A 25,237-nucleotide genomic window follows, 5' to 3' on the forward strand; every position below is an offset into this window, starting at 1 on the left:
TCAAAAAAAAGAAGGTGAATTATATTGAATAAAATAAATGTGCCAAGGGGAGCAGAAGATATATTAAAAAAACTAAAGGAGTCTAGTTATGAGGCATATGTAGTTGGAGGATGCGTAAGAGATAGTTTATTAGGTCGCACTCCTCAGGACTTTGATATCACAACAAATTGTTTACCAGAGGTTATTATAAATATATTCAAAGCAACTCATAAAGTTATCCCCACTGGGTTAAAACATGGCACAGTAACATTAATAGGAAATGATAAAATTCCATATGAAATTACTACTTATAGAATTGATGGAGAGTATTTAGATAATAGGCATCCGGAAAAAGTTGAATTTACTAGTAGTTTAAAGAATGATTTGTTAAGAAGGGATTTTACAATTAATGCTTTAGCTTATAACCATGAGGATGGCTTGGTAGATTGTTTTGGGGGAATAAGTGATTTAAAAAATAAAATTATAAGATGTGTAGGTAAGGCAAATGACAGATTTAATGAAGATGCATTAAGGATGCTAAGGGCAATAAGATTTCAGGCACAACTTAATTTTAGCTTGGACAGAGATATAAGTGAATCTATACCCAATTTATCAAATAATATAAAATATGTATCTATAGAGAGGATAAGAGAAGAATTTAATAAAATAATAATTTCAGATGGGTCTAAGGTTAAACAATTATATAACTTTGGATTATTACAATATTTTATCCCAGAATTTGAAAGTTGCTTTAACACAAGACAAAACAATATTTATCATGTTTTTAATGTGGGTGAACACATACTCTGCAGCATTAACAATATTGAGAAGGATTTAGTCTTAAAATTAACTATGTTTTTTCATGATATAGGTAAACCTAATTGTTTATCCACTGATGAAAAAGGCATTGATCATTTTTATAAACATCCAAAGGAATCTATACGGCTGGCTAAAGAGATTTTAACAAGAATGAAATATGATAATAAAACTATTGAAAGGGTTTTGATTTTAGTAGAATATCATGATATTCAGATAACCACCCAAAAACAAATAAGAAGATTACTTAATAAAATTGGTGAAGATAATTTAACAGATCTATTAAAGGTTAAAGAAGCAGATATAAAAGCACAAAATTTGGATTTTTATTCTGAAAGACATAAGAATTTAAAAATGCTGGAAATTGAAATAAACAATATCATTGAAGAAAAACAATGTTTTAGCCTAAAAGATTTAAATATTAATGGAAATGAATTAATAGAACTAGGAATAGAGCCAGGTAAAAAAATTGGAGCTGCTTTAAATTTGTTACTTGATAAGGTTTTAGAAAGCCCTGAACTAAATACAAAAGAAAAACTAATAGAAATAGCTAGGAATTTATATTAAGGCATTAAACTAAAAAATATAGCAAGGCTATATACAGCTTTGCTATATTATAATTAAAAACTAAACTTAAATACAATGTACCTAAATTTTGCTTTTGGGAAGGCATCTATAAGTTGGGGGATTAAGACAATGTGGTTCCATTAATTACTCTATTGTAATTATCCATTGCTGCTAAGTTTTTAACTTTAATGTTCTTAAAGGACTTATCTCTGTTCTGAGTATATAAAATATCAGAAAATAGATTGTAGAAAAAGGTTGTTGGTACATCGTTTATACCATTGAAATCAAGTACCACACTTTCATGGTCGGCAACTTTAAAATTACTTTTTAATAAAATTGCATCAGCACAGGTAAAATTCTCACCAATAACATTTTTTACATTAATCACTTTTTCCATAATAAAATCCTCCTCGTAACTGTTTTTTAATTTGTGTACTAATCTTATGAACCTATTATATAACAGTTTTATATGCTTGTCAAACTTTTAACAATAAAAAAATAAAATAATTTTATACTTTTGTAAGCATCTAAGTAATAATATACCCAATATTAACTTGATTTATTTTTTTATATGGACTAAAATTTTAATTGATGAAAATTTATTAAGTAATATCGGAGGTTATACATATGGAAAAATCTTTAAAATTAGATCTTAAAAACACAAAACCTTACTTAGGTGACAATGAAGTTAATAGTTTAAAAGCCCTTGTAGGCACAGCACATGACATGATTGCTAATGGAACTGGCGATGGAAGCGACTTTTTAGGTTGGGTTGATTTGCCTGTTAACTATGATAAGGTAGAGTTTGAAAATATTAAAAAGGCTGCTAAAAAGATACAAGGAGATTCAGATGTACTAATAGTTATTGGTATTGGTGGTTCATATCTTGGTGCAAGAGCTGCAACAGAAATGTTATCACATTCATTTTCATATAGTGTAGATAAGGACACTAGAAAAGGACCAGCAGTATATTATTGTGGAAACAACATAAGTTCCACATATCTATCTGAATTGTTAGAAGCTGTAAAAAATAAAGATATCTCTGTTAATGTTATATCAAAATCAGGTACAACAACTGAGCCTGCTTTAGCATTTAGGATATTTAGAGAACTTCTTGAGAAAAAATATGGTGTGGAAGAAGCAAGAAAAAGAATATATGCCACTACCGATGCAAAAAAAGGTGCATTAAAGACTTTAGCAAGTAATGAAGGTTATGAGACATTTGTTGTTCCAGACGATGTTGGTGGAAGATATTCCGTGCTAAGTGCAGTTGGACTTTTACCTATAGCAGCAGCAGGTATAGATATAGATAGTATTATGAAAGGTGCAGCTGATGCAAGAGAAAATTATTCAAGCACTGATATAACAAAAAATGAATGCTATCAATATGCAGCAGCAAGAAATGCGTTATCTAGAAAGGGAAAAAGCATAGAAATAATGGTTAATTTTGAACCTTCTTTACATTATTTTGGTGAATGGTTAAAACAGTTATTTGGAGAAAGTGAAGGAAAAGATGGCAAGGGAATATTCCCAGCTGCAGCAGATTTCTCAACAGATCTTCATTCTATGGGTCAATATATACAAGATGGCGTAAGAAATATATTTGAAACTTTTATAAATGTTGAAAAACCAAAAAAAGAAATTACAATAGGTACAGATGCTGAAAATCTTGATGGATTAAATTTCATAAGTGGAAAGACTGTAGATTTTGTAAATAAGCAAGCATTTAAAGGAACAGTTCTAGCTCACAATGATGGTGGAATTCCAGTTATTGTACTAAATGTACCAGAACTTACACCTTACTATTTTGGGCAGCTTGTTTATTTCTTTGAAAAAGCATGTGGGATAAGTGGATATTTACTTGGCGTTAATCCATTTAATCAACCAGGAGTTGAAGCATATAAGAAAAATATGTTCGCACTTCTTGGAAAACCAGGATATGAAGACTTGAAAATTGAACTTGAAGCAAAGTTAAAGAAATAATTATATCCTGCCTTTTTAGGCAGGATTTTTAAGATGGTGATTTTTGTGAGAATAATTGTGGATGCAGATGCGTGTCCAGGTAAAGAATTAATAGAGAAGGCAGCAAGAGAAAATGAAATTGAAGTAATAATGTATTGTGACACAAATCATGTTTTGACCAGTGATTATAGTACTATTATATATGCTGACAGTGGATATCAAAGTGTAGATATGAAAATTGTAAATGCTGTAATAAAAGACGATATAGTAATTACTCAGGATTTTGGCGTTGCAGCTATGGTATTACCTAAAAAAGCTTATGCCATAAGCCCTAAAGGCAATATATATTCAAATGAAAATATTGAAAGACTCCTTTTTGAGAGGCATATAAGCCAAAAAGTTAGAAAAGGTGGAGGTAAGACTTCAAATCATAAAAAGAGAAATAAAGATGATGATGAAAAATTGTATATTTCACTGAAACGAATTATAGAAGGCTCTGAAAAATGGTCACTAGAATAATGTAGCAGAAAAAAATAGACTAGCAAGCTAGTTATTTTTTTCTGCTACATTATTGATTTGTGGACTAGTGAGTGTTGTATAACACGCTAACCCCTATACCTTCAGCCAAAAATAAACCATTATGACTGCTTATAGGTTTGTTACTAGCCACATGTTTATTAGTTACAAGTTTCCATGTTCCTGGAGTAAGTTTTACTTCAACGGAGTATTGGTTTGCGTTATAAATAACAGCAATATTATGCCAAGAGTCAGTAATATCTATGCTCTTTATAATGAAAGCTACTGTGTTTTTAGAAGGAACAAATAAAAATTCTATATTGTTTTTTATATCATCCAAAGTGCTTAATCTAAAACCAGAATGAGTTTTTCTTAAATTTATAAGGACTTTTACATATTCCACTAATTCAATATATTCATCTCGTCGTTCCCAATCAATGGAATTTATTTCATCTGGTGAAATAAAGCTGTTTTCAATACCACCTTTTGAAATTGCAAATTCCATTCCAGAAGATAAAAGAGGTATGCCTTGGCATGTAAGCAAAATTCCAATTGCAAATTTAAGCCTCTCCAGTCGGTTTTCTTCTGACTCCTGGCTATTGGTAAACATTAATCTATCCCAAAGGGTTATGTTGTCATGGCAGGATATATAGTTTATTGATTGCAAGGGCGATAAAAATGGACCACTTATAAAATTAGAATATTTTGTGCATCCTAGAGCAGAAGACATGATTTTTGATTCAAGATCTTCTTTTCCACTTATAAATCCCCTATCAATTTTAGAAAAAACGTTACCTTGCAGTAAGTCACGGGTTATATCATTAAAGAAACCTATTTCAGGTAGTTTTGATGAGTTAGAAATGGTAGCTTTTTTATCATTACTAAGGGAAGTAGCAAGATTCCAACCTTCACCATAAAGCATTATATTTCTGTCTAGTATATTTAATTTATGTCTTAGGGTGTTTATTGTATCTATATCGTGAATGCCCATCAAATCAATTCTAAACCCATCTAGATGGTACTCTTTTGCCCAAAACAACATAGAATCAACGATGAATCTTTTCATCATGAGATTTTCAGAGGCAGTATCATTACCACAGTCAGTTCCATTTGAAAGAGAACCATCTTCATTATGTCTAAAATAATACCCGGGGAAAATCAGTTCAAAACTGTGACTTTTAAACTCGAAGACATGATTATAAACTACGTCCATGTTAACCCCTATACCATTTTTATGAAAAGCAAGAATCATTTGCTTTAATTCATTTATTCGGCAACTTGGACTATAAGGATTTGTGGAGTAGCTACCTTCTGGTGCATTATAGTTTTGAGGATCATATCCCCAATTATATTTATATGGATTTTTTTCATCAATGCTTTTATATGAAAAATCAAACATAGGCATTATTTGAACATGGGTTATTCCAAGATATTTTATATAATCTAAACCAGTTGGGATATTGTTTTTAGTTTTTGTATTTTTTTCTGTAAGGCCTAAAAATTTACCACTGTTTTTAATCCCAGCATTTTTATTTGTACTAATATCTCGAATGCTCAATTCATAAATTACGGTATCTGAAAAATTTTCATGATTTATTGGTGCATCATTTTCAAAGCCAATAGGATCAGTTTTGAGTAAATCTATTATGGCTCCTCTTCCACCATTAATGGAAACAGCTTTGGCATAAGGGTCTACAGCTTCATTAATGTTTCCATTCACATTAATCTCATAAGTATAAAATCTGCCTTTTAGGTTTTTATCTACGCGTACGGACCATAATCCATTTATTTCTGACATCTGTATTTTTGTAGGTTTTGAAGTTAAATCTGTTACATCACCTTTATTATAAATAAGTAAATTTACGGAAATTGCTACAGGCGACCAAACTCTAAATTCAGAAAAAGTTTCATTGTAGTATAATCCAAGTTCATCTAATGTAAAAAATCTAGCATTAAATTCTTCACAAGCGAAGAGTTTATAATAATCACAACTGGCAAAGGTATGTTCATCATAATATAGGGTACAAGGATATTTTATATCTACTTCTTCTGACAAAACTAGAGTTATTATGTTATTATTATTGTAATGACTAATAATATTTATAGATTTATCTCTATTTTTAACATAAAACTGAACTAAATTAAAATCATTGATATTGTCTACATTGAATTCAATAGAATTAAACCTGGTTATAGATGCTCTAATAATATTCATTTTTGACCTCCGTAAAAATGTAGTTAATTTTTAAAGGAATGTTTATAATCATATTAGTAGAAAAATTTAGGAATGTAAACAAAAAGCTTGTGACAAATAATGGTAATGATGTATAATGAAAAAAAAAGATTATACTAACAGGGGATGAATTTAATGAATGAATTTGAAATCAAATTTAATATAGCAAGTCCTCAGAATGTCAATCCAAATATAATCGTTAGCATTGCAGATGAGATTGAAGAAGATTTACTTTACAAATATTTCATAGGTTTGCATGGTAAATGGAACCTTTTAAGGGACTTTTCAAAAGATAAATCAGTTGAATGGCAACCAGAAAAGGATGGAATATATACTATAATGGTGCAAGCTCGAAGGAATAACGAGACAAAACCTTTTAACTATTTAAGCAAGGTAGAGTACATAATTGGAGATATTGAGAAAAAGATAATTACCAAGGTAACCTTGGACAAGGATGAGTTTACTGTTGGAGAAAAGATAACTGCAAAGGTTGAAACTGATAAGAGTGGACTTTTATTTAAGTATGCTATAAAACAAGATGATAGTTGGATACTTTTAAAGGATTATAGCGCCGACGATATGATAACTTGGACGGGTACAAAAATTGGGAAACAAGAACTTGTAGTTCAATGTAAACTTTTAGATTCCAAAGAAAAATATGATGATTCTGAAAATGCAGCTTACAATGTGCTTGAAATAAATAAAATTGAAATAAAGGATTTCAAATGTCTTACACAAGAGTTATTGATGGATACAGAAATTACTTTTGAAGTAGATATAGAATATGATGACAGCAGACTTGTTTTGTATAAATTTGTTAAAATCGATGCTGAAGGTAACACTTTATGTATTCAAAACTATTCAACTAAAAGAATAGTAAGCTACATAGAAAAAGGTTTTGGAGAGTTTAAACTTTTATGCATGGTTAAGGATATGTATTCGCCTAGCCCCTATGACGAAAGAGCAATAATTATGTATAATGTAAAAAAATATAGACCTGTAAAAATAAAGAGTTTCATTACAGATGTTTCATCTCCTCAGTCCATTGAAAATGAGATAACATTAAAGCCAGTTGTTAGTGGTGGGAGAAATCTATTATATAGATATGTAATTCAAGGAGCAGAAAATAAAGATACAGGATATTTGAAAAGTGATAGTTTTAAGTGGAAACCTCAAGAAGCAAGTAACTATGAAATACAGCTTTTAGTAAAAGATGATACGTTTAAAGGTGATTATGAGGATAAGGCAAGTTTGGAGTTTAACATTGAGGATATAAAGTATGACCCTGTTATTATAAAAGAAGTAATAAAAGATAAGGGGGATAAAATATTAATTGGTGAAGTTATTAATATAAAAGCTATAGCAGATGGAGGAAGTGAACTTAGATATTCATTTCATGTTAAAGATGAGGATGGAAATGTAGAAAAAATAGCCTATGGAGCATGCAACTGGGTTAATTATACTGGTGAAAAATGTGGAAATTATGAACTAGAAGTTAGGGTTAAAGATAAATTCTCATCAAAAGAGTATGATAGTCACAGTCTTGTTTATTTACAAGTGCTAAGCTATATTCCTGCCAGTATTGACTATGTTCTTTTCCCATATAATGATCATTATATGGTGGGAGATAAAATAGAACTTACAGTTGTTTCAGAAAATACAAAAAATATATTGAATAAATATACATTAAAAATGAATGATAGAATCGTTGAAGAAACAGAATATATACCCGATAATAAATATATAATTAAACCTAAATGTTCTGGATTTTATGAAGTGGAAATTTTCGCTAAAAATAAAAAAAGTGACATGAGTTTTGATTGCAAAAGAAATATAAAACTACGCATATTTGATGCTCTTCCAATCACTAATACTACCATTGAATGTGATAAAATAAGACCTACGGTTAATGAAAGTATTAATTTTAATGTATCTTGTGATGGAGGAAGAGAAGTAGTTTATGAATTCTATTTATTTGAAAAAGGAGAATGGAGTTTAGCTCAGAAATATAGCAGAAAGAGTTATTATACATTTATGATATTTAGTACAGGAAATTACAAGATTTTGGTTCTAAGTAGGAGTCAATTTAAAAAAATAGCCTATGAGGACTACAATATTTTAGAATTTGAGGTATAAATTAAATTTCATTGTATGTATAATATAGATATGCTTAAAAATTTATAACGGATAGGGTGATGTTGTGAAAGTAGATAGCGTAACAAATTCACTTCAATTGGAAATAATGAACGAGCTGTTAACTAATATAACTAAAAATAATTCATCGAGTAGTGTTTTAGCTGGAACACAATCTAATTCATTTGAAAGTATAATTGAGAATCTATTAAATGGAAATCAGAGTTCAGCTGCAAGCAATAATAATCAAAGTTCAGTTGGAAATGTTGATGTTAGTAAATTGCCAATACTTAAAAGCAAGGATAATATTACTGCTGATGTTAAATATGATGTTGGCGTGAGTAATTTGAGCATAGAACAGGCAGTAGATAATGCTTCTAAAAAATATGGAGTGGATAAGAATTTGATTCTAGCAGTTATTAAACAAGAATCATCATTTAATCCAAATTCAACTTCAAGCTGTGGCGCCATGGGTCTTATGCAGCTTATGCCTGGTACAGCAAGTGAACTAGGTGTTAATAACGCCTATGATATAAATCAAAATGTGGATGGTGGCACCAAATACCTAAAGAGCTTACTTGATACTTTTGGTAATTCTAAAATGGCAATTGCTGCATATAATGCTGGACCTGGTGCAGTAGAAAAAAGTGGAGAAAATATTAATAGACTTCCAAGTGAAACTATTAACTATGTATCTAAGGTATCAGCTTATTACTCAGCTAACCAAAATAACAACGTTTAATTATGATTAAAATAATATATTTAAATCCCTTTGTTATTTAAAACAAAGGGTATTTTGATTTATGTAACAGAAAGGAAATATTTTATAATGGAAAGATTAGATAAAGTTTTAGCAAATTCAGGATATGGATCAAGAAAAGATGTAAAAAAATTAGTTAAAGCGGGTTTTGTAGAAATAGATGGGGAAAAGATAAAATCCAGTGATATCCAAGTAGATATACAAAAAAATAAAATAATTATTAAAGGTGAGGCTTTAGTATATAAAAAATATGTTTATTATATAATGAATAAGCCAGTAGACGTTGTATCTGCAACATTTGATAATTATGATAAAACAGTTATAGACCTTCTAAAGCCAGTGGATGCTTCATTTAATCCATTCCCTGTAGGAAGACTAGACAAAGATACAGTTGGTCTTTTAATGTTAACAAATGATGGGGAAATGAATCACAGATTAATTTCCCCTAAATGGCATGTAGATAAAGTTTATTACGCTGAAATAGATAAAGCTGTGGATGAAGAGGATATTAAAGCATTTAAAGAAGGCATAACACTAGATGATGGATATGTATGTATGCCAGCAGTTCTTAATATAATAAATTCAGATGCTACTGGTTCTAAGGTTAAAGTCACAGTACAAGAGGGTAAATTCCACCAGGTAAAAAGAATGTTTATAGCAAGAGGTAAAGAAGTAGTGTACCTGCGAAGAATTAAATTTGGACCAATATGTTTAGATGAAAATTTAAATGAGGGTGAATATAGAGAATTAACTGAAGATGAGATTAGTATTTTAAATCAGCCTAGGCATCTTAAATAAATTTAAAACAATATATTTGTAGAAAAATATGAATGAATTAAAGTCATGATTTTTCACATATAAAATTAATTCTGCAAAAAACACTTGATTTTTATATCTCACATATATATAATAACCTATGTAAGATAAGTAAGAGGAATAGCCCCCTTATTATTTATTTATAGACAGCTCTGCCCCAAGAGCTGTTTTTTATTTTATAAAAATGAATTTCAAAATTCAAAAAGATAATTAAATGAATTATAAAATGCATAAATTTGCAAAATTATATATTAGTTTCTTTCAAATAAAATGTTTTGAAATATAGAATATGAGTGTAATTAATGTTAAAATTTATAGAGTGCTCTTAAAAGAGGAGGAAATGTAAATGGCAAAATTTGAATCCAAGCTTGAAAATAAAAATGCAGATTTTTTATGTGATGCTGTTTTAACCTTAAAGACAAGAGAGGAATGTTATAGATTTTTTGAAGACATATTTACAATAAATGAAGTGAAAGCTATTGAACAACGCTTACATGTTGCAAAGTTGTTATCAGAAAAATATACTTATTCAAAAATTGGTGAAGAAACAGGTGCAAGCACTGCTACAATTAGCAGAGTTAATAGATGTTTGAATTATGGAAGTGATGGGTATAACACGGCGTTAAATAGGCTTAATGTAGATCATAAAAAAGAAAAATAGCAGAAAATACATAACAAACATAGAGGATAAAAGATGCGCCCAAAGAATTAATAAGATGGGAGCATCTTTTATTATGTGAAAAGAGAATGTGATGATAAATGTATTTGTAAATTATAATACTTAGGAAACAGAAGGTAATAAAAGTGTGATATAATATCTTGGTATATGGTTGAAATTAAGATTAATTTTCACAAGTAAAATCATATTTTATGAATATAAAATATGAAAAGGGAAATTAATTTAATATATAGTATTATTATTAGGAGGAAACATATGGATTTAAAAAATTTGTTAAATAAGGAACAATATGAAGCAGCTATAACTGTTGATGGACCTTTGCTAGTTTTGGCTGGAGCAGGTTCTGGTAAAACAAGAGTTTTAACATACAGAATTGCTCATATGATAGAAGATTTAAACATCTATCCATCTCAAATATTAGCAATAACCTTTACAAATAAGGCAGCACATGAAATGAAAGAAAGAGTGAAGGCACTTGTAGGAAATGAAGCAGATAATATGTGGATTTCAACCTTTCATTCAAGTTGTGTTAGGATACTTAGAAGAGAAATAGACAAAATTGGATATAATAAAAATTTTACTATATATGATAGCGCTGATCAAAAAACGCTTATAAGTCAATGCGTAAAAAAAGTAGGTATAAATGATAAAGATATAACAGACAAAGAGATAATATCTAAAATAGGAGATCAAAAAGATAGAATGGTTTCCCCACAAGAATTCAAAATAAAAAACGAAAAAAATTATAGATTGAATAAAATCGCTGATGTGTACATATTATATCAAAAAAGGCTTAAAGAAAATAATGCATTAGATTTTGATGATTTAATATATAAAACTGTTGAATTATTTATGAAAAATAAGGAAGTTTTAGAATTTTATCAGAGAAAATTTAAGTATATAATGATTGACGAATATCAAGATACTAATAAAACTCAGTATGAATTTGTAAGACTTTTAGCAATGGACCATAAAAATCTTTGCGTTGTTGGTGACGATGATCAGTGTATATATGGTTGGAGAGGAGCAGATATAAGAAATATATTGGACTTTGAAAAAGACTATAAAAATGCTAAGGTTATAAAACTTGAAGAAAATTATAGGTCTAAAAAAAATATACTAGAAGCAGCAAATGGAGTTATACAAAACAATCAGCATGAGCACTTCAAAACTCTTAGGACAAGAAGTGAAGATGGATCTAAGATAAAAGTGTACAGAAGTTATTCAGACATTGAAGAAGCACAATTTGTAGCAAATGAAATAAAAGATGCAGTGGAATCAGAAAAAAGAAGTTATAAAGACTTTGCCATTTTATATAGGACAAATGCTCAGTCTAGACTTTTTGAAGATATTTTTATGAAAAGGCATATACCGTATAGGATAATTGGTGGATTAAAGTTTTATGATAGAAAAGAAATTAAAGACATAATGTCTTATTTAAAACTTATATGTAATCCTCTTGATAACATAAGTTTAAAGAGAATCATAAATGTACCCAAAAGAAGTATTGGTGATACTTCTTTTCAAAAAATACAGAACTTCGCAGATGGAATAGAGGAATGCATGTATAGCTCATTATTAGATGCGGAGAACATACCAGGACTTACCCCAAGATGTCTGTCTTCAATTAATAAGTTTACAAGTATAATAAACAGTTTTATGATACGGAAAGATGAAATAAAAATTTCAACTTTAATTGAAGAGCTTTTAGATCAAACTGGATATTTAGCCGAGCTAAAAAAATCAGATGATTTGCAAGATGAAACTAGAATAGAAAACATTCAAGAACTTGTGTCAGCAGCAGTGGATTTTGAAAATACTCAAGAAGATAAATCCTTGGCAGCTTTCCTTGAAAAGACAGCTCTTGTTGCAGATGTAGATAACTACGACGAGGCAGCATGTACTGTTGTTATGATGACAGTACACAGTGCAAAGGGGCTTGAGTTTCCAGTAGTATTTATGGTTGGAATGGAAAATGGAATGTTCCCGGGAGCAGCATCACTTGGTAATTTTACTGAAATGGAAGAGTCAAGAAGGCTTGCATATGTTGGAATTACAAGAGCTAAAGAAGAACTTTTTATGACATCAGCCCAGACTAGAAGAGTTTTTGGTAGGTCAGTTTCTTATGGAGAGTCTGATTTTGTGCTTGAAATACCCAAAAATTTAAGAGAACAGGTAACGCTAGGTGATAGAAATAGTGGACAGGTAAATAAAAGTTCAAATAATAAAAGATATGAAAGTGGAAGAAGCTATAATAATTTCCCACAGATGAATAGAGATGTGCCACCTAAAAATTCTAACTTGGATTTAAAAGTTAAGAGTTATGAATCTGTTTTGGACTATAGCGTAGTGCCTAAAAAACAAATAAAACCGTTAAGTGAAGCAGAAGCTACCATTGGAAGAAAGGTTAAACACACTAAATTTGGTGTGGGAACTATCATAACTGTTAATGAAAAAGAAGGTTCGGTAAATCTAACTATTGCTTTTGAGAATATGGGGATTAAAAATTTAAAATTGGATTTAGCACCTTTGGAAATTATATGAATGGAGTAATTATTTAATGGATAATAAATTAAGTATAATGGAAGCTCTAATAAAAGAACTCAATAAATATGCGTACCAGTATTATGCTAAAGACAATCCTACCATCTCTGACATGCAATATGATAAAAAATATGATGAGCTTCGTAAGCTAGAAGAGGAAATAGGAGTAGTATTACCATATTCACCAACTGTTAGGGTTGGAGATGTTGTGCTTCCAGAGTTTAAAAAATATACTCATAGGGGAAAACTTTGGAGCCTTGATAAGGCACAGTCACTTGCTGAAATTGAAGAGTGGCATAACAGAAATTTAAAATTTATAAAAGAATATAACGATAATCATGCGGAAAAACTTCCAGATATAAAATATATTGCAACAAAAAAATTTGATGGACTTACTATTAATTGCACCTATGATGAAAATGGTGTGATGATAACTGCTGCAAGTAGAGGTACAGGAACAATAGGTGAAGATGTTACTATGCAGGCTAGAACAATAAAATCTCTTCCACTAAAAATCGATTACTCTTCTTTCATTGAGGTTCACGGAGAAGCGGTAATGACTAAGGAAGCTTTTGAGAAATATAATAGTAGTGCGGATTCTCCTCTTAAAAATTTGAGAAATGGTGCTGCAGGTGCACTTAGAAATTTAAATGTTAAAGAAACCGCAAAAAGAAATTTATCTGCTTTTTTTTACGACGTAGGATATAATGAAGGATCTCCATTTAAGACTTATAAAGAAATGATGGATTTTTTAATAGATAGAAATTTTCCTGTAGACAGATATATAAAAGAATGTAGCAGCATTGAGGAAATTGAAAAAGAAATAGAATATATAAAAGAATTAAGACCTAAACTTAACTACGATATTGATGGTATAGTAATAGCTATAGATGACATTAGGACCAGAGAGCTTATCGGTTACACTATAAAGTTTCCAAAGTGGGCAATTGCTTTTAAATTTGAAGCAGAAGAGGCAGCTACAAGACTAATAGGTGTGGAATGGAATGTGGGCAGAACTGGTAAAATAACACCTACCGCACTTTTAGAACCTGTTGAACTTGCTGGAGTTACAGTTAAAAGGGCTACGTTAAATAACATGGATGATATACGAAGAAAGGGTGTTAAAATAGGAAGTTTAGTATTTGTGCGCCGTTCAAATGATGTTATTCCAGAGATAATGGGAGTGGCTGAATCAAGTGCTGACGAAAGGGACATTAATATTCCTAACGTGTGTCCGTATTGTGGCAGTGAACTTGTACAAGATGGAGTTCATTATTTTTGTGAAAATACTTTGTCATGTAGACCTCAAATGGTTAAGAGTATAGTCCATTTTGGAAGTCGAGAGGCAATGAATATAGAGGGGTTTAGCGAAAAAACTGCGGAACTTCTATTTGAAAAATTAGATATAAAAGCCATAACAGACTTATATAAAATAAAGAAAGAAGAACTAGTAAATTTGGACAGGTTTGGTGACAAAAAAGCAAAAAATCTTATTGAATCTATTGAGAATAGTAAAAATGTAGAGCTTGCTGCATTTGTATATGCACTAGGAATTCCAAACGTTGGTAAAAAGACAGCTAAAGATATGGTTAAAAAATTAAAAAATTTAGAAAATATTATAAATGCTGACTTTGATGAGTTAATTTCCATTCAAGATATCGGAGAAATAGTGGCAAATAGTGTTCTAGATTTTTTTAAAGAGGACAAAATATTAAATAGTATAAGGGAATTAATTCAGGTTGGAGTAAAACCTCACTATGAAGAAGAGCAGGTTATTGAAAACGAATTTATGGATAAAACTGTGGTGGTTACAGGTAGTCTTGAAAACTTAAGCAGAAGCGAGATAAAAGAAAAAATCGAGGCACTAGGCGCTAAAGTTTCTAGTAGTGTAAGTAAAAAGACAGATTATGTTCTGGTTGGAAAAGACCCGGGATCTAAATATGACAAAGCTGTAGAACTTGGAGTGAAAGTTATTTCAGAAGAGGAATTTTACAAAATATTAACAAATTAGAAACTATTAATGATATAAAAATGTTTACAAATAGTAGAAAGTGTACTAATATTATTTTTAGAGTGAAATAGGAGGAGGAAAATGAGAAAAGTAGTAAGTGCTTTGGGGTGGATATTTGTAGTACTCACAATGTTTTCTATAATAATCACAGTATTTTCCACTTATATGTATGGACGTCAAGTAAATTATTTTACTTCGTATAACGCATTACAAGTTTGTTTGGGGGTAACTATGGTTACTTGGGCAATAAAAATGTGCATTGATAAAAAGGAAAGAGCTGAAAATGCATTGTATTGTGTACTGTGCACTTTAATTGCATGTGGTGCAATGGTTTTTCTTTACATTGGAGTTTATTAACCTAACAAGTTAATTACATATATATAGTAAACATTGAAACATTTATTCTTGAATGTGTATCAGAGTAAAATAGGTTACCAAAAGGTAGCCTATTTTTGCTATGATGTTATGGCTATTAAAATACTAGAATTTATTGTATAATCAAAAGAGTTGATTAAAGAAAAGAGGGATAATATGTCAGTTACAAAAAATGATGTGGAGTACGTTGCTGAACTTGCAAGACTTAGCTTTACTGAAAAGGAAAAGCATGAGCTAATTGGAGATCTAAATAGTGTATTAGGTTATATTGAAAAACTAAATGAATTGGATACAAAAGATACAGATATAATAGTAAATCCTTATTATATTGAAAATAAATTCAGAGAAGATGAAGTAGAACCTTCAATGGAACTCAAGTATGTTCTGGAAAATGCACCACAAATATTAGAAGAATATATAGTAGTACCAAAAATAATAGAATAAATATTGTAAAGCAAACAGGAGGTAAAAAATGGAATTACATAAGCTTAAAGCTCATGAACTAAAAAAACTTATAAATAGTAAAGAGGTAAAGGTTGAAGAAGTAACTAATGCTTTTTTTAATAGAATAGATACTACAGATGACAAAATTGGTGCTTATTTATATAAGGCTAAGGAAGAAGCTATTTTAAATGCCAAAAGGCTGGATACTAAACTTGGTGCTGATGGGAAATTAGAAGGGCTTGGCGGTGTACCAGTAGCAATAAAAGATAATATAAGTGTAAAGGGAATGCAAAACACTTGTGGATCTAAAATACTTGAAGGGTACATATCACCTTATGATGCTACAGTTACTGAGAGGATAAAGAGTAGCAATGGAATAATTCTTGGAAAACTTAATATGGATGAATTTGCAATGGGTTCATCAAATGAAAACAGTGCCTATAAAAAGGTAATTAATCCTTGGAAAAAAGAATATGTTCCAGGAGGATCTTCAGGTGCGTCAGCGGCAGCAGTTGCAGCTTTTGAGTCACCACTTACACTTGGAACTGAAACAGGAGGTTCTGTAAGACAGCCTTCATCATTTTGCGGTGTTGTTGGATTAAAGCCAACTTATGGTAGAATATCAAGGTATGGAGTAACAGCTTTTGGTTCAACTCTTGACCAGGTAGGTACAATAGGCAGAGATGTTGAGGATTGTGCTCTTCTAACTGGAGCTATTGCAGGGATTGATAAAATGGATTTCACCACTGTAAATTCGCCAGTACAGGATTATTCAAAGAGTTTAATTAAAGATATAAAAGGTAAAAAAATAGGTATCCCAGAAGAATATTTTGGAGAAGGTCTAGATGACAAAGTTAGAAAATGTATTGATGAGGCAATAAGAGTTTTAGAGGACAATGGGGCTATCGTTAAAAAGATATCATTGCCACTAACAGAATATTCCTTAGCTGCTTATTACATAATATCTTCTGCAGAGGCTTCATCAAATCTTGCAAGATTTGATGGTATAAGATATGGACACAGATCTAAAGATGCATTGGATGCTATAGATATATATACAAAGTCAAGAAGTGAAGGTTTTGGTAAAGAAGTTAAGAGAAGGATAATGCTTGGTACTTATGCTCTTTCCTCAGGTTATTATGATGCTTATTATAAGAAGGCTTTAAAAGTAAGAAACCTAATAAAACAAGATTTCGCAAAAAACTTTGAAGAATTTGATATATTAGTATCACCAACATCTCCTTCTACTGCATTTAAGTTTGGAGAAAAGACAGAGGATGTTTTATCAATGTATTTATCAGATGTATACACAGTACCTGTTAATATTGCAGGACTTCCAGCGATTTCGGTCCCTTGTGGTTTTGTAAATGGTCTTCCAGTTGGTCTTCAGTTTATTGGAAATTATTTTAGAGAAGATGTATTATTTAATATGGCATATAGTTATGAAGCATCAACAGATTGGCATAAAAAAAGCGCAGTAATCGAGTAAGGATGGTGAAAAAAATGGAATATGAAGTTGTAATAGGACTTGAAGTTCATACTGAACTTTTAACAAAAACTAAAATGAATTGTGGATGCATTACTGAATTTGGAGGACAGCCTAATACTCATGTTTGTCCAGTATGTATGGGTCTTCCAGGATCACTTCCACATTTAAATAAAAAGGTAGTTGAATATGGAATAAGGGCAGGGCTTGCGTTAAATTGTTCCATAACAAAGCTTGGAAGAATGGATAGAAAAAATTATTTTTATCCGGATTGTCCTAAAAATTATCAAATAACTCAAGATGAATTACCATTATGTAGAGATGGTCATATAGAAATAGAATTAGATGATGGAACTACAAAAACAATTGGAATAGAGAGAATTCATATAGAAGAAGATGCTGGAAAACTACTGCACACAGGAGCAGGTACATTAGTGGATTTTAATAGAGCTGGAGTTCCGTTAGCGGAAATAGTTTCAAGGCCGGATATGAGAAGTCCTAAAGAAGCAGTGAAATATCTAGAAATGGTAAAGAGCATACTTTCATGTACTGGAGTTTCAGACTGTAAAATGGAAGAGGGATCTTTAAGATGCGATGCCAATATCTCAGTTATGGAGAAGGGATCTGACACCTTTGGGATAAGAACAGAAATAAAAAATATGAATTCTTTTAAAGCACTTGAAAAAGCACTGAACTATGAAATAGGTAGGCAGATAAAAGCCATTGAAGCTGGGGAAAAACTTACTCAGGATACAAGAAGATGGGATGATGATAATTCCATAACTGCTATAATGAGAAGTAAAGAGTTTTCAAATGATTATAGATATTTTCCAGAAGGAGACCTTGTTACCTTAAACATTGATGATGCTTGGATAGAGGCAATAAGAAAAACTATACCAGAACTTCCTCGGGAGAAAGAACTAAGATTTGTTAAGGAATTTCAAATTCCTAGATATGATGCTTATGTACTTACAATTACCATGTCCATGGCGGATTTTTTTGAGAAAACAGCCTTGGCTTGTGGGGATGCAAAATCAGCATCTAACTGGTTAATGGGTGATATATCCAAAATAATGAAAGAAAATGCTACTTGGGTTGAAGATTTAAAATTCACTCCAGAGCAACTTGGTGAACTTATAAAACTTATAAATGCTAAAACTATTTCAAATGCTATAGGGAAAAAGGTTATAGTTGAAATGTTTAATACAGGTAAATCACCTGAAATAATTGTAAAAGAAAAAGGACTTATTCAAAATAGTGATGAAGGTGAAATACTAGACATAGTTAGAAAAGTTCTAGATGCTAATCCTAAATCCGTTGAAGATTTTAAAAATGGTAAAAATAGAGTTTTAGGATTTATCGTAGGTGTGATAATGAAAGAGACAAGAGGAAAAGCAAATCCTCAGATTGTAAATAAACTTGTAAATGAAGAAATAAAAAAATATTAACAACTGCTTCAATTATAAGTGGTAAGTTTTATTCATGATGAAAATAAAATGGATGTAAAGGCTTTATTAATAAAGCTCTTACATCCATTTTTTATTGATTGTTATGTATTGGCAGAATAACAAGTAACGTGCACTTGTAACTTATTTTTTTTAGGCTATACTTCTTTTTTATCCGGTGAAAGGGTTTCGGAATCATATGCATTTATAGTAGATTCCTTTGAGGAATCTTTTTCTAAAGGAATTTCACCTGAATTATCTAGTGTCTCATTATCTAAGGTCTCTGACGTACTGCCTGCAGGGGTAAGATTATTACAATTATTTTTAATTGTAAGGTTATGATTTATTTTTTCTATAAGGTAGTTTTTATATTTTAACTGACCATAAACTTTGTTTAAAATAATAAAACTCCATATCCCAATAAGTATAAATGTAAGCATGAACAAAATACCGATTATTTCTAATGCAATAAACATGGATTTACCCTCCAGTAAAAATTATCTTATTATACTATGTAACTTGTAAATACATTAATATTATATCATAAAAGTTTTTATTTGTGTTTTATAGTTTGGTTTGAAAAAGGTTTATTTTGGCAATAATATAAAAAACAATTAATTTTTAGTAGGAAAAGGTTGTAGAGTATGAATAGATTAAAAAAGATTTTATGTTTAGTTTTAATTATAATTATAAGCTTAGATTTGCAAGGCTGCGTAGAAGAAAAAAAAGATTTGAGTGCAATGTCAAAAAATAATAATCAACTAGTATATGACATAGAAAAACTTCCTAATGATTTAGTAAAACTAGATGAATATAATTCAAGAGCAAAAGAATTTGGAGCAGCTCTGTTTGAAGGTTTAGTTTATGAAAAACAAGATAATAATGGCAATAGTAGCATTGAGTATGGACTAGCAAAGAGTTGTGATATTTCTAAAGATGGACTTATTTATACTTTTACCCTGAGAGATGACATAAAGTGGAGCGATGGAAAAAGTATTACTGCCACTGATTTCTGTGACTTTTTTAGGGATATACTAAAATTAGACTATAACAGTGTATATAGAAATGAGTTAAAAGTAATTTTTGGTGTTACAGATTATGTTTCAAATAAAAATGATTTTTCATCCGTTGCAATAACAGCATTGGGATCAAATATACTTCAAATTAGGCTAAATTCCCCAGAGCCATATTTGCTAAACTTATTGAGTCAACCAATATACGGCCTTAGAAAAATTGACTCTAAACTGTCTAATTGGAAAAAAAATTACGAAAAAATACAATATACAGGGCCATTCAAAATTGAAAATATTTCGGATGATAATAAAATCTATTTGTCTAAGAACAAAAATTATATATTTAAAAATACTGTCATTAGTGACAATATAGTATTAGCCCAAGGTAAAAATGGAGGAGTATACTCCCTAGCTGATTTTGAAACTAATAATATAGATATTTTTTTAAATCCACCGGCTACTGAAGTTCAAAGACTTCAAAAAGAAAATGAAGAAAAGAGCTTTAGTACTTTTACAGTTAAATCATTATTTTTCAATTTAAATAATGAAACTGCTACAAGTGATGTAAATTTTAGAAAAGCAATTAATTATGCTCTAGATAAAAATATATTTAAAAGTTCAGGTATAGATGATTTTGGGGAAGTTAATAATTCTTTTTTTCCAAGTTCAATGAGTACAGAACTAAAAGCTATTACACTTCCTAGTAATGTACCTACCGAAGCCTTGAAATACCTTAATAATAGCATTTATAATGGAGAAACCATAAAAATTGTATATCTAGATCAAGGTGATAATAAAAAGGAATGTGAGCAGATAATAAAAAGCATAAATGCTAGCATTCCAAAAGAAGAAAATATTGAATTTTCCCTCACCGGTTATAATAGTCAGGATATAAGCCAGGTTATAAAAAACAAGGATTATGATATTTATTTTGGAGAATATAATATAAATTATAATGATCCAATGGCATTTCTGGAGATATGGCAGCAGAAATATCCAGCTAATATATATGGATTTAATGATAATAATTATGATAATTTGCTTTTTAGTGCAAACATTACTTCAGATAAAATCAAAAGAAAAGAGCTTTATTCAAAATGTTTAAAAGAACTTGTGAATACTATGCCCATAATACCTGTTTATACTAAAAACATAGGAGTCTGTTCAAAATCAACTGTTCAGGGTCTTGAAGTTGATAAATATGGAAATATTCAAATTGATAAATTATTTAAAAGTGGGTCTGAAAAGATAAATAAATAAAAAGAAAAAAAGCATGTTTTGATCACTGTAAAAAGAGCTTTTAGGTTCTGAAAATGAATTTTTCTTTTTATTATAGGTTATTTCTTTTAAAAATAAGGGTAAAACTAAAGTAGATTCAGGGGTGCCCATGGAATCAAGCTTGAAGTTTTTTTCATCTAACAAATCCTTGGAATCCAAAGAAAAATTCAAATATCGCTCAGGACTATCTAAATTTGGAACATCAGGCCAGCTACCTATAATTTGAGATGCCTCAACTATGTGCCTAAAAAGTGAGGAAACTAACCTGTTTGTTTCAGTCTCATTATTGCCCTCAAAACAAAGAAGCGTAGCAATGAGATATAAAATTAAATCAGAAGATGAAATGTCTATTTCTTTTTTTGAACTTTCTTTTTTAAAAATTCCAATATCACTATCATATAATTCATTAATCTCTTTAAAGGTGTTAAGTGCATTATCTTTGTATTTTATTAGATTACTATGTTTATAAATAAGCATTGAATTAATTAAAAACATAGACTTAGTAGTTATTATTTCCTTGCCAATATCCTCCTCTAAGTTATATTCAATGCAGTCATACAAATCAAGCAGAAGGGAAAATACTTTTGGGTCCATAGTAAAATCGTAGAATAAATTGAGGCCTAAACATATTTTCATGATCTCATCAATTGACAAATCATATATATTTTCTCTACAGCCATAAATCATGTTAAATATATCAAAAGAAAAATTTTTGTATTGTTCTCCATCTTTATCCCGGCGAAGAAGGGAACAACTCCCAAAAGCAGCCATAATGAGAGCCTGATCTGAAAATAGATATCCCTTAGATTTATTTTCAAATTTAAATTCATTTGAGTCTGAAATGTTTTTTTTATCTACAAATATTCCTTCGGCATTTCTAAGATATGTTAAATAAAACTCCAATTGATTTTCGGCAACAGTAATATATGTTTTATAAAGACTGTGTTTTGCTTTATGATTACCTTCAACAGTCTTATAGTATTTTGCCAGTTCTAAAATGGACAAAGTCATGAGAGCATTGCTGGAAATCTGTATATCCTGCCTAAATCTATCCTCTAAAAAGTGCAATTTATTTCCTTCATTTATAAGCTTTGTGTCTCCCTTTTTATATATACATAATAGTGGAGAAAAAGCTTTAAATGTGTTAATATCATAGTTAGATTTAATACTTAATTCTGGTCGTTTAGAGTCACTTACTATGCCAAAATTTGAGTAGAATGTGAGTAATTTTTCGTTTTCTTTTGCAAGGTGGAATAATTGGTTACCTATGTTTTCTTTACTTAGATAATTTAATTTTAGAAAAGGACCGATATATTTCAAAATAACACCACCAAAATATTACTATATAACAGTATATGAAATTATATTTTTAATTGTGTATAAAACAGTTATGGAAAGGTAGATTTTTATGAAGGTTGGTAAATTAGATTCCTATGAATTAAAAGAAATAATTGATAACAATAGAGGTATTAAAAGAGATGATGTTAGAATAAGAGGTAGTATTGGCGAGGACTGCAGTGTAATAAAATTTGGAGAAATGGAGTGTGTAGTTTCCACGGATCCAATAACTGGTTCTGAAAATGGAAGTGGAAAACTAGCAGTACATATAAACTGCAATGACATCGCTTCCTGCGGTGCTGAACCCATCGGGATACTAGTTACAATACTTGCACCTGTAACAAGCACTATAGAGGAAATTAAAAAGGTTATGGAGGAAATAAGTGAGGAGTGCAGGAATTTAAATATTGAAGTGCTAGGTGGTCACACTGAAGTAACTAGTGCAGTGAATAAAATGGTTATTTCATGTACTGCCATAGGAAAAACTCCTAAAAATGCGGCTGTAAAGACTGGTGGAGCAAAAATTAACGACGATATAATAGTAACAAAACAACTTGCAATGGAGGGAAGTTTTATTGCTGTAAGTGATAAGCTAGATATTCTAAAAGAAGTTTTAAGCGATGAAGAAATAAAAGAAGCAAAAGGATATATAGAAAATATTAGTGTAGTAAAAGAAGGAAGGATATGTGGAAATTACGGAGTCAATTCCATGCATGACATAACAGAGGGCGGAGTACTTGGTGCACTTTGGGAAGTTGTAAATGCAAGTCAAAGTGGATTTAAAGTATATAATGATTTAATGCCAATAAGTACGGTGACAAAAAAAATATGTGCCCAATTTAAAATAGATCCACTAAGATTTATATCCTCAGGAAGCATGCTTATAACATGTAGCAGTGGGAAAAAACTAGTAAGTGAACTTAATAAAAATCATATAGAGGCCACGATAATAGGAAAAATAACATCTGATAAAGCTATTATTGTAATTGATGACGTAGATAAAGAAGTAACACCTCCTAAGAGTGATGAATTATTTAAAATAATATAGAGAAGACTAATGGAACAGGAGAAGAAAATGAAAAAATTAATAGTTGCTAGTAATAATCAAGGAAAAATAAAAGAGATAAAAGAAATTTTAAAGAGTTTTGATTTAGAAATATTATCACTTAAAGAGGCCGAAATCAAGGTGGACATAGTTGAAGACGGGGAAACTTTTATGGATAACGCTTATAAAAAAGCATATGAGATATATAAATTAACAGGTGAAATGGTGCTTTCGGATGATTCTGGGCTTATGGTAGATGCATTAAACGGAGCACCAGGAGTATTTTCAGCTAGATTTGCAGGGGAACATGGAAATGATAAAAAAAACAATAAAAAACTGCTAAAGCTACTTAAGGGAAAAAAAAATGAGGATCGAAAGGCAAAATTTGTAGCAGCAATGGTGCTGATAGTCAATGGAAATAACACCATAAAAGTCCAAGGAGAAGCTAAAGGCTATATTATTGAAGATGAGCGTGGTAATAATGGTTTTGGTTATGACCCACTATTTTTTATACCTGAATTAAATAAGACATTTGCTGAACTAGATGGTAGAGAAAAAAACTCAATTAGCCATAGAGGGAAAGCATTGGAGCTATTAAAAGATAAATTAAAAAAATTATAGAAAAAAGATACCGAAAATAAATATTTGGTATTACACATAAATGGAGGTATTTTTGTGCTAGTTGGAGTAATAAGTGATACACATAGGCAAAATAAGTATATTAAAAAGGCATTAGATAAGCTAAGTGGATGTGACTTTATTATACATTTAGGGGACAATACTAGTGATGTACAAGAAATTGAAAAATATTATAATGGAAAAATTATAAGTGTAAAAGGAAATTGTGATTACGCTGAAAACATTCTATCAGAGAGAATAGAAGTACTAGGTGATAAAAAAATTTTTATAACTCATGGACATAATTATAATGTAAAAACAACTCTAGAAAATCTAAAATATAAAGCCATGGAAGTAGGGGTAGATATAGCATTATTTGGACATACACATATTGCTACCACACTGTTTGAAGAGGGAATCTGGTTCATAAATCCAGGTAGCGCGGGTATGGCTAGAAATGGCAAAAATAGCATTGGTTTGATTGAAATTATCGGTGAAAAAATAGTGCCAAGCATAAAATTAATATAGAGTTTAAATAAAAAATAAAGAAAAGTATTGACGAACAACCCATATTAGTGTAAAATAATTTTTGTTGCCAAGATAGTGGGCAGCGAGGAAAATAAAGTATCGGGGTGTAGCGCAGATGGGAGCGCGCGTGGTTTGGGACCATGAGGTCGCAGGTTCAATCCCTGTCACCCCGACCATTTGCAAGCGGGTGTAACTCAGTGGTAGAGTGTTAGCCTTCCAAGCTAGTTATGAGAGTTCGATTCTCTCCACCCGCTCCAATACAAAATGTGTCTTTAGCTCAGTTGGATAGAGCAACGCCCTTCTAAGGCGTGGGCCGGGGGTTCGAATCCCTTAAGACACACCATATGGTGGATGTAGTTCAGTTGGTAGAGCGCCAGTTTGTGGTTCTGGATGCCGAGGGTTCGAGTCCCTTTATCCACCCCATTATTGTTTTGGGATGTCGTCAAGCGGTAAGACACAGCACTTTGACTGCTGCACGCGTAGGTTCGAATCCTGCCATCCCAGCCAATTAATTTAATAAGGTTTACTAGCTCAGTTGGTAGAGCACATGACTTTTAATCATGTTGTCCGGGGTTCGATTCCCCGGTAAGCCACCAAATGTGCAGGTGTGGCGGAATGGCAGACGCACTAGACTTAGGATCTAGCGCCTTA

The 25,237-nt window shown here is 30.7% G+C and carries 21 protein-coding genes and 6 tRNA genes; 23 read left to right on the forward strand and 4 right to left on the reverse strand.

Annotated features, from left to right (window positions below):
• Positions 1–21 precede the first annotated feature (21 nt).
• Positions 22–1,362, forward strand: coding sequence for a CCA tRNA nucleotidyltransferase (locus tag BR66_RS0118290; protein ID WP_341350076.1), 1,341 nt, complete (start codon positions 22–24; stop codon positions 1,360–1,362).
• A gap of 121 nt (positions 1,363–1,483) precedes the next feature.
• On the opposite strand, the gene BR66_RS0118295 is transcribed toward BR66_RS0118290, so the two are convergent.
• Entirely contained in the window at positions 1,484–1,759 is a 276-nt protein-coding gene (locus BR66_RS0118295; RefSeq protein WP_026884207.1) for an STAS-like domain-containing protein, read from the reverse strand.
• 230 nt (positions 1,760–1,989) lie between these two features.
• Here BR66_RS0118295 and BR66_RS0118300 point away from each other — a divergent pair, with 230 nt between their 5' ends.
• Both BR66_RS0118300 and BR66_RS0118305 read left to right on the forward strand, forming a co-directional pair.
• Entirely contained in the window at positions 1,990–3,345 is a 1,356-nt protein-coding gene (locus BR66_RS0118300; protein ID WP_026884208.1) for a glucose-6-phosphate isomerase, read from the forward strand.
• Between the two features lie 45 nt (positions 3,346–3,390).
• Positions 3,391–3,843, forward strand: a complete 453-nt coding sequence (locus BR66_RS0118305; RefSeq protein ID WP_026884209.1) for a YaiI/YqxD family protein — start codon at positions 3,391–3,393, stop codon at positions 3,841–3,843.
• A gap of 64 nt (positions 3,844–3,907) precedes the next feature.
• Here BR66_RS0118305 and pulA read toward each other — a convergent pair whose 3' ends face one another.
• Positions 3,908–6,055 (reverse strand): type I pullulanase, encoded by a 2,148-nt coding sequence (pulA, locus tag BR66_RS0118310; protein WP_026884210.1) that lies wholly within the window; start codon positions 6,053–6,055, stop codon positions 3,908–3,910.
• Between the two features lie 153 nt (positions 6,056–6,208).
• Here pulA and BR66_RS0118315 point away from each other — a divergent pair, with 153 nt between their 5' ends.
• The 10 genes from BR66_RS0118315 (at position 6,209) to gatB (ending at position 18,769) form a co-directional block, all read left to right on the forward strand.
• Positions 6,209–8,209: a triple tyrosine motif-containing protein gene (locus tag BR66_RS0118315; RefSeq protein WP_026884211.1), complete on the forward strand. Its 2,001-nt coding sequence runs from the start codon at positions 6,209–6,211 to the stop codon at positions 8,207–8,209.
• Positions 8,210–8,273: 64 nt separating this feature from the next.
• Positions 8,274–8,948 (forward strand): lytic transglycosylase domain-containing protein, encoded by a 675-nt coding sequence (locus BR66_RS26675; RefSeq protein WP_026884212.1) that lies wholly within the window; start codon positions 8,274–8,276, stop codon positions 8,946–8,948.
• An 87-nt stretch (positions 8,949–9,035) separates the two neighbouring features.
• Positions 9,036–9,764: a pseudouridine synthase gene (locus BR66_RS0118325; protein WP_026884213.1), complete on the forward strand. Its 729-nt coding sequence runs from the start codon at positions 9,036–9,038 to the stop codon at positions 9,762–9,764.
• A 364-nt stretch (positions 9,765–10,128) separates the two neighbouring features.
• Positions 10,129–10,443 (forward strand): YerC/YecD family TrpR-related protein, encoded by a 315-nt coding sequence (locus BR66_RS0118330; RefSeq protein WP_026884214.1) that lies wholly within the window; start codon positions 10,129–10,131, stop codon positions 10,441–10,443.
• 273 nt (positions 10,444–10,716) lie between these two features.
• Positions 10,717–13,005 carry a DNA helicase PcrA gene (pcrA, locus tag BR66_RS0118335; RefSeq protein WP_026884215.1) on the forward strand — a complete coding sequence of 763 codons (2,289 nt, stop codon included), beginning with the start codon at positions 10,717–10,719 and terminating at the stop codon, positions 13,003–13,005.
• Between the two features lie 16 nt (positions 13,006–13,021).
• Entirely contained in the window at positions 13,022–15,016 is a 1,995-nt protein-coding gene (gene ligA / locus BR66_RS0118340) for an NAD-dependent DNA ligase LigA (protein WP_026884216.1), read from the forward strand.
• 81 nt (positions 15,017–15,097) lie between these two features.
• Positions 15,098–15,373 (forward strand): hypothetical protein, encoded by a 276-nt coding sequence (locus BR66_RS0118345; RefSeq protein WP_026884217.1) that lies wholly within the window; start codon positions 15,098–15,100, stop codon positions 15,371–15,373.
• 174 nt (positions 15,374–15,547) lie between these two features.
• Positions 15,548–15,835, forward strand: coding sequence for an Asp-tRNA(Asn)/Glu-tRNA(Gln) amidotransferase subunit GatC (gene gatC, locus BR66_RS0118350; RefSeq protein ID WP_026884218.1), 288 nt, complete (start codon positions 15,548–15,550; stop codon positions 15,833–15,835).
• A 28-nt stretch (positions 15,836–15,863) separates the two neighbouring features.
• Complete coding sequence (gene gatA, locus BR66_RS0118355; RefSeq protein WP_026884219.1) at positions 15,864–17,324, forward strand: Asp-tRNA(Asn)/Glu-tRNA(Gln) amidotransferase subunit GatA; 1,461 nt, start codon at positions 15,864–15,866, stop codon at positions 17,322–17,324.
• A 14-nt stretch (positions 17,325–17,338) separates the two neighbouring features.
• The gene (gene gatB, locus BR66_RS0118360; RefSeq protein WP_026884220.1) at positions 17,339–18,769 is read left to right on the forward strand and encodes an Asp-tRNA(Asn)/Glu-tRNA(Gln) amidotransferase subunit GatB; all 1,431 of its coding nucleotides are present in this window, start codon (positions 17,339–17,341) and stop codon (positions 18,767–18,769) included.
• A gap of 155 nt (positions 18,770–18,924) precedes the next feature.
• On the opposite strand, the gene BR66_RS24245 is transcribed toward gatB, so the two are convergent.
• Positions 18,925–19,242: a hypothetical protein gene (locus BR66_RS24245; RefSeq protein WP_035796534.1), complete on the reverse strand. Its 318-nt coding sequence runs from the start codon at positions 19,240–19,242 to the stop codon at positions 18,925–18,927.
• Positions 19,243–19,410: 168 nt separating this feature from the next.
• Here BR66_RS24245 and BR66_RS0118370 point away from each other — a divergent pair, with 168 nt between their 5' ends.
• The gene (locus tag BR66_RS0118370; RefSeq protein WP_026884221.1) at positions 19,411–21,039 is read left to right on the forward strand and encodes a peptide ABC transporter substrate-binding protein; all 1,629 of its coding nucleotides are present in this window, start codon (positions 19,411–19,413) and stop codon (positions 21,037–21,039) included.
• On the opposite strand, the gene BR66_RS0118375 is transcribed toward BR66_RS0118370, so the two are convergent.
• The gene (locus tag BR66_RS0118375; protein ID WP_026884222.1) at positions 21,004–22,377 is read right to left on the reverse strand and encodes a hypothetical protein; all 1,374 of its coding nucleotides are present in this window, start codon (positions 22,375–22,377) and stop codon (positions 21,004–21,006) included. The genes BR66_RS0118370 and BR66_RS0118375 overlap by 36 nt on opposite strands.
• Before the next feature lie 88 nt (positions 22,378–22,465).
• Here BR66_RS0118375 and BR66_RS0118380 point away from each other — a divergent pair, with 88 nt between their 5' ends.
• The 9 genes from BR66_RS0118380 to BR66_RS0118420 all read left to right on the forward strand — a co-directional run bounded on the left by BR66_RS0118380 (position 22,466) and on the right by BR66_RS0118420 (position 25,182).
• Positions 22,466–23,443: an AIR synthase family protein gene (locus tag BR66_RS0118380; protein ID WP_026884223.1), complete on the forward strand. Its 978-nt coding sequence runs from the start codon at positions 22,466–22,468 to the stop codon at positions 23,441–23,443.
• 27 nt (positions 23,444–23,470) lie between these two features.
• Positions 23,471–24,061 (forward strand): XTP/dITP diphosphatase, encoded by a 591-nt coding sequence (locus BR66_RS0118385; RefSeq protein WP_026884224.1) that lies wholly within the window; start codon positions 23,471–23,473, stop codon positions 24,059–24,061.
• A gap of 54 nt (positions 24,062–24,115) precedes the next feature.
• Positions 24,116–24,586: a metallophosphoesterase gene (locus BR66_RS0118390; RefSeq protein WP_026884225.1), complete on the forward strand. Its 471-nt coding sequence runs from the start codon at positions 24,116–24,118 to the stop codon at positions 24,584–24,586.
• Between the two features lie 100 nt (positions 24,587–24,686).
• Positions 24,687–24,762: transfer RNA gene (locus tag BR66_RS0118395), tRNA-Pro, on the forward strand.
• Between the two features lie 7 nt (positions 24,763–24,769).
• Positions 24,770–24,843 (forward strand) — tRNA-Gly (locus tag BR66_RS0118400).
• A 9-nt stretch (positions 24,844–24,852) separates the two neighbouring features.
• Positions 24,853–24,929 (forward strand) — tRNA-Arg (locus BR66_RS0118405).
• 4 nt (positions 24,930–24,933) lie between these two features.
• Positions 24,934–25,009, forward strand: a tRNA-His gene (locus BR66_RS0118410).
• 9 nt (positions 25,010–25,018) lie between these two features.
• Positions 25,019–25,093: transfer RNA gene (locus tag BR66_RS0118415), tRNA-Gln, on the forward strand.
• A gap of 13 nt (positions 25,094–25,106) precedes the next feature.
• A tRNA-Lys gene (locus tag BR66_RS0118420) sits at positions 25,107–25,182 on the forward strand.
• The last annotated feature ends 55 nt before the right edge of the window (positions 25,183–25,237 follow it).

Source organism: Clostridium akagii DSM 12554 (assembly GCF_000686725.1).
Classification (GTDB): domain Bacteria; phylum Bacillota; class Clostridia; order Clostridiales; family Clostridiaceae; genus Clostridium_I; species Clostridium_I akagii.